The 15,630-nt window shown below is 62.0% G+C and carries 15 protein-coding genes and 2 pseudogenes; 15 read left to right on the plus strand and 2 right to left on the minus strand.

What is annotated here, in order from left to right:
• Positions 1–136 precede the first annotated feature (136 nt).
• The 12 genes and pseudogenes from ACP5H1_RS06640 to ACP5H1_RS06695 all read left to right on the plus strand — a co-directional run.
• Positions 137–292 (plus strand): annotated as a pseudogene (locus tag ACP5H1_RS06640) (heavy metal-binding domain-containing protein); the annotation flags it as partial.
• A gap of 188 nt (positions 293–480) precedes the next feature.
• Positions 481–1,625, plus strand: a pseudogene (locus ACP5H1_RS06645) (CaiB/BaiF CoA transferase family protein).
• A complete protein-coding gene (locus ACP5H1_RS06650; RefSeq protein ID WP_427973248.1) occupies positions 1,622–2,386 on the plus strand; it encodes an enoyl-CoA hydratase/isomerase family protein in 765 nt (254 codons plus the stop codon). The pseudogene ACP5H1_RS06645 and the gene ACP5H1_RS06650 overlap by 4 nt, the downstream one beginning before the upstream one ends.
• Before the next feature lie 113 nt (positions 2,387–2,499).
• A complete protein-coding gene (locus tag ACP5H1_RS06655; RefSeq protein WP_427973250.1) occupies positions 2,500–2,712 on the plus strand; it encodes a DUF3311 domain-containing protein in 213 nt (70 codons plus the stop codon).
• A complete protein-coding gene (locus ACP5H1_RS06660; protein WP_427973253.1) occupies positions 2,709–4,202 on the plus strand; it encodes a sodium:solute symporter family protein in 1,494 nt (497 codons plus the stop codon). The genes ACP5H1_RS06655 and ACP5H1_RS06660 overlap by 4 nt, the downstream gene beginning before the upstream one ends.
• Positions 4,203–4,490: 288 nt before the next feature.
• Positions 4,491–4,706 carry a hypothetical protein gene (locus ACP5H1_RS06665; RefSeq protein WP_427973255.1) on the plus strand — a complete coding sequence of 72 codons (216 nt, stop codon included), beginning with the start codon at positions 4,491–4,493 and terminating at the stop codon, positions 4,704–4,706.
• A gap of 38 nt (positions 4,707–4,744) precedes the next feature.
• Complete coding sequence (locus ACP5H1_RS06670; protein ID WP_427973258.1) at positions 4,745–4,951, plus strand: hypothetical protein; 207 nt, start codon at positions 4,745–4,747, stop codon at positions 4,949–4,951.
• 39 nt (positions 4,952–4,990) lie between these two features.
• Positions 4,991–5,356, plus strand: a complete 366-nt coding sequence (locus tag ACP5H1_RS06675; RefSeq protein WP_427973259.1) for a hypothetical protein — start codon at positions 4,991–4,993, stop codon at positions 5,354–5,356.
• 42 nt (positions 5,357–5,398) lie between these two features.
• Positions 5,399–6,661 carry an amidohydrolase family protein gene (locus tag ACP5H1_RS06680; protein WP_427973262.1) on the plus strand — a complete coding sequence of 421 codons (1,263 nt, stop codon included), beginning with the start codon at positions 5,399–5,401 and terminating at the stop codon, positions 6,659–6,661.
• A 77-nt stretch (positions 6,662–6,738) separates the two neighbouring features.
• On the plus strand, positions 6,739–9,300 hold the full coding sequence (locus tag ACP5H1_RS06685) for a DUF1854 domain-containing protein (RefSeq protein WP_427973264.1): 2,562 nt from the start codon (positions 6,739–6,741) through the stop codon (positions 9,298–9,300).
• Positions 9,301–9,340: 40 nt separating this feature from the next.
• Entirely contained in the window at positions 9,341–10,012 is a 672-nt protein-coding gene (locus ACP5H1_RS06690; RefSeq protein WP_427973266.1) for a B3/B4 domain-containing protein, read from the plus strand.
• Between the two features lie 58 nt (positions 10,013–10,070).
• Positions 10,071–10,421 carry a hypothetical protein gene (locus ACP5H1_RS06695; RefSeq protein ID WP_013266625.1) on the plus strand — a complete coding sequence of 117 codons (351 nt, stop codon included), beginning with the start codon at positions 10,071–10,073 and terminating at the stop codon, positions 10,419–10,421.
• 57 nt (positions 10,422–10,478) lie between these two features.
• Here ACP5H1_RS06695 and ACP5H1_RS06700 read toward each other — a convergent pair whose 3' ends face one another.
• On the minus strand, positions 10,479–10,892 hold the full coding sequence (locus ACP5H1_RS06700; RefSeq protein WP_427973269.1) for a DsrE/DsrF/DrsH-like family protein: 414 nt from the start codon (positions 10,890–10,892) through the stop codon (positions 10,479–10,481).
• Positions 10,893–11,038: 146 nt separating this feature from the next.
• On the opposite strand from ACP5H1_RS06700, the gene ACP5H1_RS06705 reads away from it, so the two are divergent.
• The 3 genes from ACP5H1_RS06705 to ACP5H1_RS06715 all read left to right on the plus strand — a co-directional run bounded on the left by ACP5H1_RS06705 (position 11,039) and on the right by ACP5H1_RS06715 (position 15,217).
• Positions 11,039–12,097 carry an encapsulin gene (locus ACP5H1_RS06705; protein ID WP_427973271.1) on the plus strand — a complete coding sequence of 353 codons (1,059 nt, stop codon included), beginning with the start codon at positions 11,039–11,041 and terminating at the stop codon, positions 12,095–12,097.
• 81 nt (positions 12,098–12,178) lie between these two features.
• A complete protein-coding gene (locus tag ACP5H1_RS06710) occupies positions 12,179–14,491 on the plus strand; it encodes a hypothetical protein (RefSeq protein WP_427973279.1) in 2,313 nt (770 codons plus the stop codon).
• A gap of 33 nt (positions 14,492–14,524) precedes the next feature.
• On the plus strand, positions 14,525–15,217 hold the full coding sequence (locus ACP5H1_RS06715) for a hypothetical protein (RefSeq protein WP_427973274.1): 693 nt from the start codon (positions 14,525–14,527) through the stop codon (positions 15,215–15,217).
• On the opposite strand, the gene ACP5H1_RS06720 is transcribed toward ACP5H1_RS06715, so the two are convergent.
• Positions 15,214–15,435, minus strand: a complete 222-nt coding sequence (locus ACP5H1_RS06720; protein WP_427973277.1) for a hypothetical protein — start codon at positions 15,433–15,435, stop codon at positions 15,214–15,216. The genes ACP5H1_RS06715 and ACP5H1_RS06720 overlap by 4 nt on opposite strands.
• Positions 15,436–15,630: the final 195 nt, after the last annotated feature.

Here is a 15,630-nt window from a genome sequence, read left to right on the forward strand (position 1 = left end):
GTATGCAGCAGGGGCGTGGGGACACGCAGGCGCAGCAGAGCCCCTCTCGGGGCATCCCCACGCCCAGCAACCATGACCTTCCAGGGCTTAAAAGGCCTCACCCCGCCCCTGGAAGGGGCGAGGCTTGTCGTTCCTTTTGTCAGAGCAGGCGAGGATACAGGCCATACAGAGGATGGTGGAGCACGCCAAGAGCATGGGCGCCAACGCGGTCATAGCCTTCAGGCTGGACTCCAACGAGATAGGCGAGACCATAGACGAGATAATAGCCTACGGCACCGCCGTGGTTGTCGAGCCCCCTGACGTATTTGCCTTTGCTGTCTCATATAGTCACCAAGCCAAACGTTTTAAAAGTAGGAGCACCTCTACAGCCGAGGCCTTTCTTGGCCTGGCATTAGCCCACACGACGAGAGACGCCCTTACGGCCTCAAAGGGTGTCCTTTTTAAGACTCTGTGATTCCCCCCTTCAAGCGGTGAAATTTCGTGGTAGACGAGCACCTGCCCCTGAAGGGTGTCAGGGTCCTGGACCTCTCCCACACCCTGGCAGGGCCCTTCGCGACCCTCATAATGGCTGACCTTGGGGCTGAGGTAATCAAGGTCGAGCCGCCTGAGGGAGACGAGTCAAGGGGCTTCTCGCCCATAGTCAACGGCGTCAGCGCCTACTTCCTTGCCATAAACAGGGGAAGAGGAGCGTCGTGCTGAACCTGAAGGACGAGCGCGACAGGGAGGTCCTCTACAGCCTTGTCAAGAGAAGCCACGTGGTCATTGAGAACTTCAGGCCTGGCGTGAGGGAGAGGCTCGGCGTCGACCCCGAGTCCCTCTTCAAGGTCAACAGGGACCTGGTGTACGTCAGCGTAAAGGGCTTCAGGCCCGAGAGCCCCTACAACGACAGGCCCGCGTACGACCTGATAATCCAGGGCATGAGCGGGCTCATGATGACTACGGGGAGGGAGGGGGACCCGCCGGTCAGGATCCCCTTCGCCCTCTTTGACATAATCACTGGCGAGATGGCCGCCATCTACGCCATATCTGGGCTTTACTCCAAGGTAAGGCCCTACTACGCTGAGGTCTACCTCTACGACAGCGCCGTCTTCGCTATGTCCTACATACCAATGATGTACCTCGTCGCGAAGCAGAGGCCGAGGAGGCTTGGCTCAGCCCACCCAAGCATGGCGCCCCATCAGGCCTACGTGGGCTCGGACGGCAGGTGGTTCATAGTGGCTGTCGGGAACGACAGGCAGTGGACCAGGCTCTGTGACGCCTTGGGGCTGAAGGAGCTTAAGGATGACCCTAGGTTCAGGACTAATGACGATAGGGTCAGGAACAGGGATGAGCTGGCCAGGCTGCTCCAGCAGGTCTTCTCTACGAGGCCGAGGGACGAGTGGGTATCAGCGCTTGAGAGGGCCGGGGTCCCGGTCTCGCCCGTCTACGAGGTCGAGGAGGTCTTCAAGGACCAGTACGGGCGCCTGCTAGTCTTTGAGATGGAGCACGAGGTACTGGGCAAGATACCCCAGCTGAAGGAGCCCGGGAAGATCAACGGGAAGGAGCCCCTCGCCACCATACCTCCTCCCCTCCTTGGGGAGGACAACGACTACGTGAGGAGGCTAGCGTCAGGTGAGGGGCAGTGAGCGGTGCTGTGGGAGACCACATAAGGGTTGAGAGAGAGTATCCCCTTATATGGATCGTAATCGACAGAGAAAGAAACGCCAACGCCCTCGGCAGCAGGGAAATGTTCGACCTCAGGGATGCCATAGAGGGCTCCTGCAGGGATGAGAACGCGAGCGCGGTCGCCATCACCGGGGCTGGCGAGAAGTACTTCTCGGCTGGTATGGACCTTGACGAGATATCCTCAATAGATGACGTAGAGAAGGCCTGGAGGTACCTCTACCTCGGGCTCGGCGGCGTGATCAAGGCGATCCTTGACTGCAGGGTCCCCGTCATAGCCGCCATAAACGGCTACGCCATAGGCGCGGGCTTCGACCTGATCTACGCCTCAGACGTCGCATACGCCGTAAGGTCGGCGAGGCTTGGCTTGACCGCGGTCAAGTGGGGCTTAATACCGCCAGTCAGCTCGACGATTGGGCCGGCGCTGGCGGACTCCAAGGGAGTGGCCTATCTGGCTCTCACGGGCGACCTGATAACTGCCGAGGAGGCCCTCAGGCTCGGCCTGATAAACGACGTAGTTAATAACCTCCAGGAGCTCAAAGCTAAGGTGAGGGAGGTCGCCGACAAGTTCAACAAGAACGACCCGCTCGCTGTCCAGCAGATCAAGATGTTAATATCAGCTTACAAGAACGACCCCTACATGTACGCGGGCCACTCGACCCTCGCCGCCTTTGCCGCGAGGGGGCGGACGAGGGAGAGGATAAGGTCGCTCTTCAAGAAGTAGGTTTATAATTAAAATATCTCCCACGAACTTTAGTTCATCGTTTTCCCTGGTGCTGAAGAGGCGAAAGGGTAAAAGTAAGTCTACAATTTCTAATACAAATAGGCGTACACGAGGTGGGATCGCCCAAGAGGGCGCGTAGCTGGGCGATAGTTGGAATAGTCGCTCTCTTGATATTTGCCGTCTACGTGTGGCCGTGGTACAGCCTCGTCCACCCAACCCTGGCGGGTCTGCCGTTCTTCTACTGGTGGGTCATAGTCTGGTACGTCATCTCGTCCGTCCTCCTCTACTCTATAGTCAAGTACAGGGTTAAGGGGGATGCATCATGATGACTCCTGATGGCCTGCAGCTTCTGGCGGTATTCCTGGCCCTGTTCGCGGTGTTCGCAGTAATCGGGTTCCTGGGCAGGTACTACAGGAGGGCCGACCTATCGCAGCTCCACGAGTGGGGCCTTGCCGGCAGGAAGCTCGGGACCGCCCTTCAGTTCTTCCTCCAGGGCGCGGACTTGTTTACGGCGTACGCAATACTGGCCATACCCTCGGCCGTCTTCGCCCTAGGAGCCTTCGGCTTCTTCGGCGTCGCCTGCGAGGCGATGGTGCTCGCCTTCGTAAGCCTCTACATGCCGAGGCTGTGGAGGCTTTCTAGGGACAAGGGCTACATAACCATAGCTGACTACGCCAGGGGCGAGTTCAACAGCACGCTCCTCTCCCTCACCATAGTAATACTTGGCATATTTGCTACGCTCTTCTACATAGCCCTGCAGGTCGACGGGCTCTACACGATCCTCGGCACCCTGATGCTCAAGGCGTTCCAGATCTCCCCGACCTCGCCTGCATTCAAGGAGTACAGCGTTGTGATGCTGTTCGTGACGTTCGCCATTATCGCCGCCTTCTCGTTCACCAGCGGGATAAGGGGCGTGTCGCTAGGCGCCATATTCAAGGACGTCCTCGTGTGGACTGGCCTGCTGACGGTCATAGTCGTTACCCTAGCAGCCCTGAAGGGCTTCTCTAACCTCTTCGCTGGCATGCCTTCATATTACCTCTCGCTCCCGAGCGCCAAGGCCCTCGCTTTCACTTCGAGCATGCTTGGCATGGTCTTCTCGGCCTACCTATGGCCCCACAACATAACTGGCTCCTGGGCGGCCCAGAGCGAAGAGAAGCTCCTGAAGGGGTACGCCCTGACCGTACTCTACGCCATACCGCTTGCCCTGGCCGACGTGCTCGCCATAGCAGTCTACAAGCTACCCACAGTCTACAGCTTCATAAAGCCGCTCCCACCTGACTCGAGGGGACTTTATGTAATACCGGCTCTCCTCGTTAGCCTCGTCCCCGGCTGGCTGGCAGGGATAGCACTGCTTGGCATCTTCGTTGGCGGCCTGGTGCCGGCAGCCCTGATGGCCGTGACCGTCGGCAACATGACCGGCAGGGACCTGGCGAGGATCGTCAAGCCAGGCATATCTCCCAGGGGCCAGACGACGATAGCTAAGTGGGCAGCTGTTGCATTCGCCTTCCTGTCACTGGCGCTCCTCCAGGTCATACCTATGACCTACGCGTTCCAGTTCTACCTGGTCGGCGCTGAGATAGTCCTCCAGTTCCTGCCCATCGTCGTCATACACCCGTTCTTCAGGTTCATAAGGAAGGAGCTCGCGATCGCCGGCATCTGGGTAGGTTCAATAGTGTCGATCCTACTGACCCTCTACGCTAACCACTTCGGCACGATTAAGACGACGCTGTACCATGACATATACACCGGCTTCTTTGGCCTCGCCGTCAACCTAGTCATCGTCTTCCTTAGCCTCGCCTTCCCCAAGGGGCAGTGACCTGCCCACCCTTCAAGTGACCCAGACCTTTTTACGAGACTCCTTACGACGTCTTTCTCGCACAAACCTGTCGTCGACCAGTCAACTGGCTAGGCCAAGAGCTCGGTGAGTCGACCCCGCCTCGCTCTGCCTGAAGCTGTGCCGTTGGAGATCATGGTCAGCCCTTCAGTTCGAAAAGGGTAGGCCACTCCAGCGGGACCCCAGCCGAAGACCTGGGGGAGTAGGGTGGGAGCATTGACTACCTTAAGGAGGCTTTAATAACCGATCCCTCTAGAGCTGGGGGTCTCCTTGGCCTGGAGGGACTCTTTCAGGAGGTGGGCGGAAGAGGAGCTCGTCCACTCGAGGTCGTTCCGAGAGATAGCCAAGGAGGTCAGGAGCCCGCTAGTGAAGGCGATCATCTTAGCGGCCCCCGTTGACCCCCAGAAGCGCAGCGAGCTTTACAGGTTTGCGCTCGAGCTCCTGCGGGGACCCACCATAGATGAGGGGGCTTCGAGTCCTCAATAGCTGCCCTCAGGAGGCGCGTCGAGATCGAGGGGGAGGCCTTGAGGTTCCTAGAGGAGAGGCAAATCAACGACGAACGCGTGAAATCAAACCCGCAGCTTGCCTTCGTGCTCAGGCTCCTGCTGAGGGACGAGAAGTTCCACCACGTAGTCCTTCATGACCTCTACCAGGCCCTGGTGAGAAGCAGGATAATTGGGCAGGGCGAGGAGTGGGAGGAGCTCTACAGGGAGCTCGACAGGTACCTGTAGCTTAAAGCTTAGCCCTGCCCAGGACCTTGGGGCGGGCCCTTGGACAGGGGCTCGAGGCTGCTGTGGGCCAGCTGGACCTTCAGCGTAGCCAACGGCCTCTCGTCGCCCGTGCTCGGCCTCTACCTCTTCACCGGGGGCTCCATGGAGGTCTCCGTGGAGTTCTACATAGTCAGCGCGGCCTTCATACTGGCGACCTACATAGCAGTCGGCATGTCAAGCGGCAGGCTGAGGTCAACTGCCTCCCTCTACAGGCCGGGCCTCGCCCTGCTGGCGGCCTTCTACTTCACCCTCCTGGTCCCGGCCGTGGTGAACCTCCTGGGCCCCTTCACCTCCCCCCTGGTGCCGGGGGCCTTCGCCCTGGCCGGGGGGTCGTACTTCAAGGTCATCAGGAGGGACAAGCCTTAAGCTTATATTTTGGCCCGGCCTCCCCAGGCCAGGTGCCTGACGGTGGGCACTCTAGTTATAGAGGACGCGCTTATCTTCGACTCGTCCGGGAGGCAGCCCTTCAGGGGCACTGTAGTAGTAAAGGATAACGTGATAGAGGACGTGGGGACCAGGGGCGAGGTCAGCCCCCCTGAGGGGGCCAGGGTCATAGAGGCCAGGGGCATGTTCCTGATGCCTGGCCTCATAGACGCCCACCTCCACCTCACGGGCTCAAGGAGCGGGAGGATAGAGGAGGACCTGGTGACCCCCATAGGAGTCTTCTTCGCCAGGGCCGTGAGGGACCTGGAGGCCCTGGCTGACGCGGGCTTCACCACGGTGGTTGACGCCGGCAGCATAGTGGGGCTTCACCTGAGGGACGCCGTGGCCGAGGGCACGGTGAGGGGGCCCAGGGTGGTCGCCGCCGGCCCCGTGCTCTCGCAGACCTTCGGCCACGCCGACACCCACTACCTGCCGGTTGAGTGGGTAGACTACAGGACGACCAAGAAGCTCACCCCGTTCGCGTCGCTGATATGCGACGGTGAGGCCGAGTGCAGGAAGGCCGCCAGGCACGCCATGAGGGAGGGGGCCGACTTCATAAAGGTCATGGCGTCGGGAGGGGTGCTCAGCCAGAGGGACAGGCCGGAGTACAGGCAGTTCACCCTCGAGGAGCTGAGGGCCATCGTTGACGAGGCCAGGGCCGCCAACAGGTGGGTCCACGCCCACGCGGAGGGCAAGGCGGGCATAGTGAACGCCGCCAGGGCAGGGGTCAAGATAGTGGCCCACTGCGACATGATGGACGAGGAGGCCGCCGAGGAGGTCCTGAAGGCCGGGGCCACGTGCGTGCCCACCTTCGCCATTGACTACAGGCTGCTGGAGGAGGGCCAGAAGCTTGGGGTGCCAGAGTGGGGCATGAGGAAGATAGCCGAGCTGGCGGACATACACCTAGAGAACATAAGGAGGGCCTACAGGATGGGCGTCAGGCTGGCCACGGGCACTGACTTCTCGGGCGGCGTGGGCAGGCACGGCGAGAACGCAGAGGAGGTAGCAATATTCGTCGAGAGGGTGGGCATGACCCCGCAGGAGGCATTAATAGCCGCCACCAGGAACGCCGCCTACGCCGCGGGCCTGGAGGGCAGGGCGGGCATAGTAGCCAAGGGGGCCCTGGCGGACCTCATACTGGTCGACGGCAACCCGCTCGATAACGTCAGGGTACTCACGGACAGGTCAAAGGTGAGGCTGGTGGTCAGGGGAGGGGAGGTAATTAAGGACTCGCTCTCCAAGGCCTGACCTTTCACCTGTTAAAAGTTACCTCAACCCGTAAATGTGCCCCTTTCACCCCCTTAAGGGGAAAAGGGAGCTGGGAGTTGAGAGCATGCGCCGACCTGGGCCCTGACCTGACGCCCACCTGCATAAACGTTGAGCTCACAGACGAGGCCCTGCTGGCGGACGGCAAGGTAATAGCCAGGCTCAGCGACGTCAGGAGGGCCTTCGTGGAGCCGGGGGTTAACGTCAGCAGGCTGGTCCTCGAGCTGAACGACGGGAGGCAGGTGGAGGCCCTCTACTTCACCAGGCCGAGGGAGGACGACTTCAGGAGGATGGCTGAGGCCATAAACAGGAGGCTCAGCGTTGGGGGCGAGGGCAGGGGCGAGGGCCGCGGGGGAAGGGAGAGGAGGGCGAGCACGGTAAGGTGGCTCTACACCTTCGCTAGGCCCTACAGGAGGAGGCTCATAATAGGCACCTCCCTGGCGCTTGCGGCGACGGCCCTCAACCTGGTGCCCCCGTACCTGCTGAAGGTGCTCATAGACAGCGTACTTGAGAGCCCGGCCCACCCGCGCGGCCTCTTCTTGGAGCTCATAGCCACCCTCCTGGGCTCCTACGTGGCGCTGACCATAGTGTCCGCCGTTCAGAACTACGTGCTGAACTCCACGGGCTCCATGATAATAAACCACATAAGGCACGAGCTCTACAGGCACGTAGTAAACAACGTCGAGGCGTCGTTCATAGACAGGGTGACGCCGTCAAGGATACTCTCAAGGCTCACCACGGACGCCGGGAACACGAACTGGCTCATGGTCTGGGGGCTGCCTACCGTGCTGACCAACGTGCTCACGGTGATAGGCATAGGCGTCATACTGTTCACCATGGACGCCAGGCTGGCCATCTACCTGGTCATACCGGTGCCCCTGGTGGCCTACATGATATACAGCTACAGGAGGAAGTCGCACAGGCTCTACCACAGGAACTGGAGGAACAGCGCCGACGTCACGTCGCTAATAAACGACACCGTGCCCAACTACGTGGTGATAAGGTCCTTCGGCAAGGAGGAGGCCGTCAGCTCAAGGCTTGAGTCGGGCCTCAGGAGGCTCCTCAGGTCAAGCATAGACATAACAATCATGAACCAGACCTACTGGCCCCTCCTGGGCTTCCTGCTCTCCCTGGCCACGGTGGTCATATGGTGGGTCGGCGGCACGGAGGTCATAAGCGGCGCGGTTAAGCTGGGCGTCCTGGTGGCCTTTGTAGCCTACGCGAGCCAGTTCTACGCGCCAATAAACAACCTGGGCAACGTGCTCCCCTTCGTCCAGCAGTCCCTGACCTCGGCGGACAGGCTCAGGGAGCTGCTCGAGGCCCCCGCCTCAGGCCAGGGAGGCAGTGAGAGGCCCAACATGAGGGGCGACGTGGAGTTCAAGGACGTGATCTTCGGCTACGACCCGCTGGTCCCCGTGGTCAAGGGAGTGAACATAAGGGTCAGGGGAGGCTCGAGGGTAGCAATAGTGGGCCGCTCCGGCTCCGGCAAGAGCACCCTGGTCAAGCTCCTCCTCGGCCTCTACAGGCCCCAGGAGGGCTCAATAACCGTTGACGGCGTCGACGTGAGCAGGATTGACAGGAGGTACTTCATGTCGAGGGTCGCCTACGTGCCCCAGGACGTCACACTGTTCTACGACACCATTGGGAACAACATAGCCTTCGGGGCGGAGAGGCCCGTGGGTCCCAGGGAGGTAATAGAGGCCGCCAGGGCCGCCATGATACACGGCGAGATAGTCCAGTTCCCGCTGGCATACGACACAATAGCAGGCGAGAGGGGCACGTACCTCTCGGGCGGGCAGAGGCAGAGGGTCGGGATAGCGAGGGCCCTCATAAAGGACCCAGACCTCGTCATACTTGATGAGGCCACGTCAAACCTTGACGTTGAGAGCGAGACGCTGGTGTACCAGGCCATAACTAACCTGACAAGGGGGAGGACCACCATAATGATAACTCACAACCCGGTGGAGATCATGGGGGCCGAGCAGGTTGTGGTTATGGAGGACGGCAGGGTTGTTGAGGTAGGCACGCCGAGGGAGCTCATGGAGTCCCGCGGCAAGCTCTACGAGCTCATGTCGTCCTACGGCTACAGCAAGTACGTCCCACCCCCGCCCCCCAGGCCCATGAGGGAGGCCCCGATAATAGAGGACCCGTCGGCGGTCAAGGTCATGCCCTCGGGCAGGGGGAGCCTGGTGGACGTAAGCATAGACGGGGTCGCGCACAGGGGCCTGAGGCCCAAGCTGCTCTTCCCGATCACTCACCCCGAGGTGGTTGGCCTCTACGACGGCGAGGGCAACGAGGTGGCCATAATACTTGACATGAACAGGCTGGACGAGGCCTCCAGGAGGGCCTTAACCGACGCCATAAGGAGGGGCCTGGTGAAGTACAGGGTCTCCAGAATCAAGGACATAGTTGCCACGGGCGACGGGCTCTCGTGGAGGGTGATAGCAGTGGACGGCTCCAGGAGCTTCGAGGCCTCCGTGCTGTCCCAGAGCAGGGGCGACGTCCTGCTGCTGAACAACAGGATAGCCGTGATAGACAGCAGGAGCGGCGTGATATACGAGGTCTACCCTGACCAGCTCGACGGCAGGAGCCTTAAGCTGCTCAGGGAGACCGTCGGCTAAGCCCAAAAGTCCTCCCTGCCCAGGGCCCCTGGGGGCAGGGTTGAGCTGCGACCTGGTCAAGGTCTCCGAGGAGGCCAGGGGAAGGGGCGTCTTTGTGGTCTACACCACTGTTGAGCTCAGGGGGAGGGCTGAGGGCGACCCCCTGGGCGGCGTCGTCTCAGACTACGTGGCCCACGCGAGGTCCTCCATCACCCTTGAAGGGCTCAAGCATCACCCGGTGGTCAGGGCCTACAGGGACTTCTTCTGGAGGCTCGGCATAGACCCCACCAAGGTGAGGCCCAGCTCCGAGGCGCTTGCCAGGAGGGCCCTTAGGGGCGAGTTCCCCAGGGTGAGCCCTCTGGTTGACGCGGGAAACCTCGCCTCCCTGAGGACCCTCGTGCCCATAGGCATCTACGACCTCGACCTCGCCTCCCCTCCCTTCACGGTGACGCTGTCGAGGGGCAGGGTCAGGTTCTACCCCATAGGGGGCAGGGAGCAGGAGCTGCCCGAAGGGTACCCAATAATGGTTGACTCCAGGGGCGTGGTGGTGCACCTCTACGCCCACAGGGACTCCTCGCTGACCTCGGTGAGGGAGTCCACCAGGAGGGCGCTGATAGTAGGCACCGGCGTCCCAGGGGTTGAGAGGGGGCTGGTGGGTCAGGCCGTTGAGCTCACAGTTAAGCTGTCCTCAGCGGTGGGCTGGGCCCAGGAGGGCCCCACCTGCGAGGCCTAAGTGCTGAGCTGATCAACTTATAACCTTTGTCAAGGCTTTCCTCCCGGGTGGGGAAACGGTGAACATGTTCCAGGCCCTGGGGGTCAGCCTCTCGTCGCCGACGGGCATAGCCATCACCATAATAGAGTTCCTGCTTGGCTTTGGCGCTGGGTACGTGCTGTTCAAGGGGCTTAAGTACATAATTGCGTTCTTCCTTATACTGATAGTGGGCGACCTCCTGAGCGTGTGGAAGATCAGCGCGCTGAACTTCAAGTCCCTGGCCGCCGGCGTGGCCTCGGGCAACACCACGGAGCTGGCGGAGGGGCTCAGATCTCTCGCGCCCTTCCTGGGCATCATAGAGCCCCTGTTCACGTCAATCATAATATTCGTGGGGTTCCTGATAGGGGCCGCGGTGGCCTTCTTCAAGTAAAAAGAAAAAGGGGAGAAAACAGAGGGGAAATGTGGGGCCTTTTTACGGGCTAGCGGCTCATATGTAGAGGACCACATCGGATGAGGCGGCCTCGCTGAGGAAGGTGGCGACCCCGGCTACGTCGTCTACTAGGCCTGGGTCGAAGTCCTCCTTTCTAAGGCCGAGCATGTCAGCCACGAGGCTGCACGCCACGACCCTCACCTTGCCCTCCCTCTTGGCGTCCCTCAGCATCGAGTGCCAGCTCACGTTCTTCTGCGACAGGTACTTCATGGCCGCGTCCCTGTACTCCTCGTAGTCCTTGCCGAGCTTCGAGAACCTCTCGACCTCGCCCCTCCTGAAGGCCACCTGGGCGAAGCTGAGGAAGATGAAGACCTCCATGCCCTCAGCAACCGCGCCCTGGGCTATCACCGCGGCCGAGAGGAGCTTCTCGTAGGTCGGGGATATGAGGAATATCGAGACCTTCCCCGCCAAGCCCCGCACCCACTTTCTATAAATAGAGAGGGTCCATTTATTTTTTCTATTTAGAGAAAAACGTGCAGCTCACGGCTTGGCCCCTTCACCTCCCACGACGGTATACCAATATTAACCTGCAGCTCCACAAAGTCGCGGTGCGCCGCTTGCTCTCAAGGAATCCAACGGAGCCCTCTCAGAAGATTGAGGGCTCAGGGGTGGCCCAGGCGGTGAGGCTTGCCATAATAGCCGAGCTCGACGCCATAAACCTCTACCAGCAGCTCGCCGACGCCGTGAGCGACGAGTCCGTGAGGAAGGTCCTCCTTGACGTGGCCGGCGAGGAGAAGACCCACTTCGGCGAGTTCCTCGAGCTCCTCAGGAGGCTCGACCCGGAGCAGGTCAAGGAGCTCGAGGCCGGGTCCAAGGAGGTGGCTTCGCTGGTCAGCAGCCAGGGGAAGGGACAGGGAGGCAGCCCGGGGGACCCCCAGCCCCTTGGGCCCCTGAGCGGCGACGAGGCCGAGTCCCTCAGGTCGGCCATAGCCGAGGCCCTGGGCAGGGCCAGGGCCCTGAGGTCGTCCCTGCCAGTGGCGGTGCTGGGAGACGGCTCCCTCGTGGCCCCATCAGAGGCCATAACTGAGGGGGACGTGATTAAGGCCTCCTCCCAGCCAGTGCAGCTCTCAAGGCTCATAACCTACTTCGACGTGGAGCAGGACCTCATAGACTACTCCCGCAGGCTCTCCGCCCCCCTCAGGCCCGCCTCCGCCATCAGGGCGGCCGAGCTCCTCGGCCTCGAGGAGGACGCGCTCATAGCCAGCTCGCTGGCCTCCTCGGCCTCAGTTAAGGAGAGCGGCAGCTGGTCGTCCCCAGGCTCGTTCACCTCCCTCCTGGCCAAGGCCCTGGAGGACCTGAAGGTCAGGTACCCCTCCTACCTGCTGATAATTTCCCCCTCGACGAGGGCCAGGCTGGCCTCGGTTGTTGACCCAGCCGGGGTTGACGAGCTGAGCAGGGCCTCGAGGCTGGTCGACAGGGTCGTCGTCTCCCCCGGCGTGGGCGACGGCGTGGCAATACTGGTCCCGCCCTACCCTGACGTAGCTGACGTGGTGGTGGGCTCGGACCTGAGGCTTGACTACCTTGGCCCCAGCGGAAGCTCCCACAGGTTCGCCGTCTGGGAGACCGTAGCCGTGAGGGTCAAGTCGCCCCAGGCCATAGCCGTAATTACGGGCTGATTTTTATTTATAATTATTTTTATTTATAATTATTCACAAAGTATTTTAAGTTGGCCCCCATAATTTTCGTGAGACGACTTGATGAGGATGAAGAACTTCAAAGGCGCCCTGGAGTACGTCCTGCTTGCCCTGGTCGCGGCCCTCACGGCAGCCCTGAGGCTCGTGCCGTACCTGAGGTACGGGCCAACGCTCAGCGAGGTAGACCCATATGAGTACCTCTGGCTTGCTAACTACTTCTACTCCCACGGCCTCGGCGGCCTCCATGGCCTTGCCCACTCGGCCCTCTGGTGGTACCCGTGGGGCAGGGACTTCCTGAGCAGCGAGTACCTCGGGCTCCCGTGGCTCTCGGCCCTGGCCTCAAGGCTCACGGGGGCCAGCGTCGAGGTCGCCCTCTCGCTGTCCCCGGCGGCTTTTGCGGTGCTCGGCGTGGTCGGCGTCTACCTGGCCGTGAAGGAGGCCGGGGGCAGCTCCGTGGCTGCCCTGACGGCCGCGGCCGGCTTCGCCTTCCTGCCGATAACTGTGCTGAACCACGGCTTTGCCACCGACCCGGCCAAGGTCTTTGACGGCATAGCCCTGCTCCCCTACCCGCTCTACTTCATAGCCAGGTCGTACAGGGCGCCGAAAGCGACCACGTCAATAGCGATGGCGGCCGCTGCCGGGGCGTCGGGGGGACTCATAGCTTGGTTCTGGGGAGGCTACCAGTACATGGCCCTCGTCGTGGCCCTGTTAGCGGTAACTGAGCCGTTCCTGAACGAGCCCTCCCTGCAGGGCCTCCTGAGGCTGCTCGCCGCCTGGGCGGCCTTCGCTGCCGTGGCCCTGACCTCGCCGGCGGTGAGCCTCCACCTCTTCACCAGGGGGGTCGGGCTGGCGGCCGAGGCGTCGCTGCTCGCCTACGCCTTTGAGTACCTCGCGCTTACCAGGCTCACGGGCCTCAGCAGGCTCAGGGTGCACGCGTGGACCCTGGCAGTGTTGGCCGGCCTCGCGGCGGTCGCCGTGGCCTCAGGCATGGTGAGCCTCCCCTCCAGGGTCCTCATGGGCCTCGGCGTGACCCCGCCGCCCGGGGCTGTGGTGCCCCTGACCGTGCAGGAGTACATGGGCGTCCCGCCGCAGCAGGTGATATCATCGTATGCGCCCTTCTTCGTCCTGTCGCTGATAGGCGTGGTGATCATGATAGCGGGCAGGGCGACCGGGAGGCTGACCCCCTCCCCCACCGACGCCATAGCCGCGGTGTCGCTGGAGCTCATGATAGTCTTCACCTACGCCTCCGTCAACCAGGCCTACTACCTGCCGTCGGCGGCCCTCTACGCGATAATAGCTGGGGGCGTCTCAATAGCCCTGGTCGGGTCGCTCAGGCCAGCTTATGCCGCCGCGAGGCGCCGCAGGCCCCAGCAGGCCACCGCCGGCAGGGGCGCGGCGATAGGGGCCGCCCTGCTGGCGGCCATGGTGTTGGCGTCCATGGCCTACTACGCCTACGTTGACTACAGCGCTCTACAGCTCGAGGCGCCCTCGATAGAGACCGGCTGGCTCGGGGCCCTGAGGTCCCCCGACGGGAAGGTGATAGTTCCAGTCAACAACGCCTGGCCCCTCGCCCTCAGCTACGTCAGGAACGAGACGCCCCCGGGCTCGGTGGTGGTGACCTGGTGGGACTACGGCTACTGGGTGGGCGTCCTGGCCAACAGGGCGTCGGTTGTCGACGGCTCAACTATAAACGGCACCCAGATAGAGCTCGTCGCCGACGCCCTCACGGCCCCCGTTGAGCAGTCAGGGGCCTACCTGAGGATGCTGAGGCTCCCGACAAACGAGACGTACGTCATGGTATATGACGTCTTCCTCGGCATATACGACAACTCCACGGGCTCCGTGACCATAATGCCCTTCCCCAACGTGGTCAGCGTGGGCCCAGGGGTCTACGCCGTGACCTACGGCCTGGGCGACATGGCCAAGTCATACCAGATGCTCAGGATAGCCGGCAGGGTCAACCCTTACTCGGGCCAGGCGCTGTTCACCGGCTACTCCTCCGTCAGCTACCAGTCCAACGTAGAGGTCCTCCAGTTCCCCGGCCTCGCGGGCAGCCCGGCCAAGAACGTGAGCAACACGCTCAACACCACCATATACGACCTCATCATGTACGGCCTCTCGCAGCTGGGCAGGTACGGCGTCCTGGGCCAGGGGGCCTCGTGGCTCAGGAGCGCCTCCTCGTTCACCCCGGCGGCCGTGGCCTACGTGGACCCCACGGGCAGCATGGCCCCGGCCCCAGTCAGCGCCCCGAGCCCTGAGCCCTACTACGTGCCCGTGGCGTTCTTCGTCTCTGTGCCCTACTCGTGGCAGGGGCCCGGGGTCACGTACTTCTACGCGGTCATAGTGTTCCTCTACAGGTGGGGAGGACTGCCTTAAAGCTGGGGCCGCGAGAGGGCTCAGGGGAACGCCTTGGACTCCCCCTCAAGGCTAGCCAGGGAGCTCGCTAAGGAGCTGGAGTCGGAGCCGTCGGCAGAGGAGTTCGCCAAGAGGTGCCTTAACTCCATGAGGTGGGGAGGCAGCGCGGTCCTCATGGTTGTTGACGCCTCCTTCACGTCGGCGGGGCTCAGCTACTTCACCGCCGTGGTCCCCAGGGTGCTCAGGTTCAAGGAGGAGCTCGTGGACTCTGGCATGATAAGGGGGCTGGAGGACCTGGCCTCGGCCGACGAGGGCCTCCTGCTGAGGTACTGGAGGAACAGGAGGTCGTGGTCAGTGGCCAAGGGGGTCGCCTCCTCGCTGCTCAGGTTCGGGGACGACGACAGGTCAAGGCTCAGGTCCTGGGCGGCCCAGTCAAGGCTTGACGGCTGGAGGTCGGACCCCGTGGGCTCGGTCAAGGGGGTGGGGCTCATAACTTACCAGTACCTCAGGATGATGGGGGGCGTGGACACCGCCATGCCTGACAGGATAGTCAAGAAGTACGTTCAGGCCGTGGGGGAGAGGGCCGGGGTGCCGGTGCCGCGGGGCGACGTGGAGTTCGTGAAGTTCCTCGAGTCCCTGAGGCAGTACGGAGTCAGCCCCGTCGCGGTCACCTGGCTCTCGTGGCTTAAGCTTTCAGAGGGCGAGGAGGTGCTGAGAAGGTACGGGAACCTGGTTAACCTGCTTTAGGGAGGCACTGCTATGCCAGTTAATGTCCTTGATATTAGCAGGTTTGAGGGCCCGCTGGACGTGACAGGCCCCCTGGGGCCGGCGCGGCCAGCTGCATGAATTACGTGGACTACCCTGAGCAGGTGAACCAGGAGCAGGCCGTGGCCGAGGGTCGCGTGCGCGGCTATGTCGAGCCCTCCGGCGGCCGCGAGGAGGACAATTAAGAGCAGCAGCCTCAAGTCCCTTCCCCGGCCTAAGGGCTGAACCCTTCTTCACATTAACAGAAACCTTTTATATGTTTCTCTATATATAGAATATCCGAGGGTCTTCCATATAACGAGGTGTGTAAGAAGGACGCCTAACGGCTTCGTCCAAAAGCGCGCTGGCTGCTGACGTCCGTGAGGGTCTCGTCAACTTGACCTGTTCAGTCCATC

Source organism: Acidilobus sp., assembly GCF_049973875.1.
Classification (GTDB): Archaea; Thermoproteota; Thermoprotei_A; order Sulfolobales; family Acidilobaceae; genus Acidilobus.

What these genes read in the sequence shown, in the direction of transcription:
- ACP5H1_RS06660 (WP_427973253.1), top strand. Translation starts at nt 2,709, where the DNA reads ATGATGACTCCTGATGGCCTGCAGCTTCTGGCGGTATTCCTGGCCCTG.
- ACP5H1_RS06710 (WP_427973279.1), top strand. Translation starts at nt 12,179, where the DNA reads ATGAGGATGAAGAACTTCAAAGGCGCCCTGGAGTACGTCCTGCTTGCC.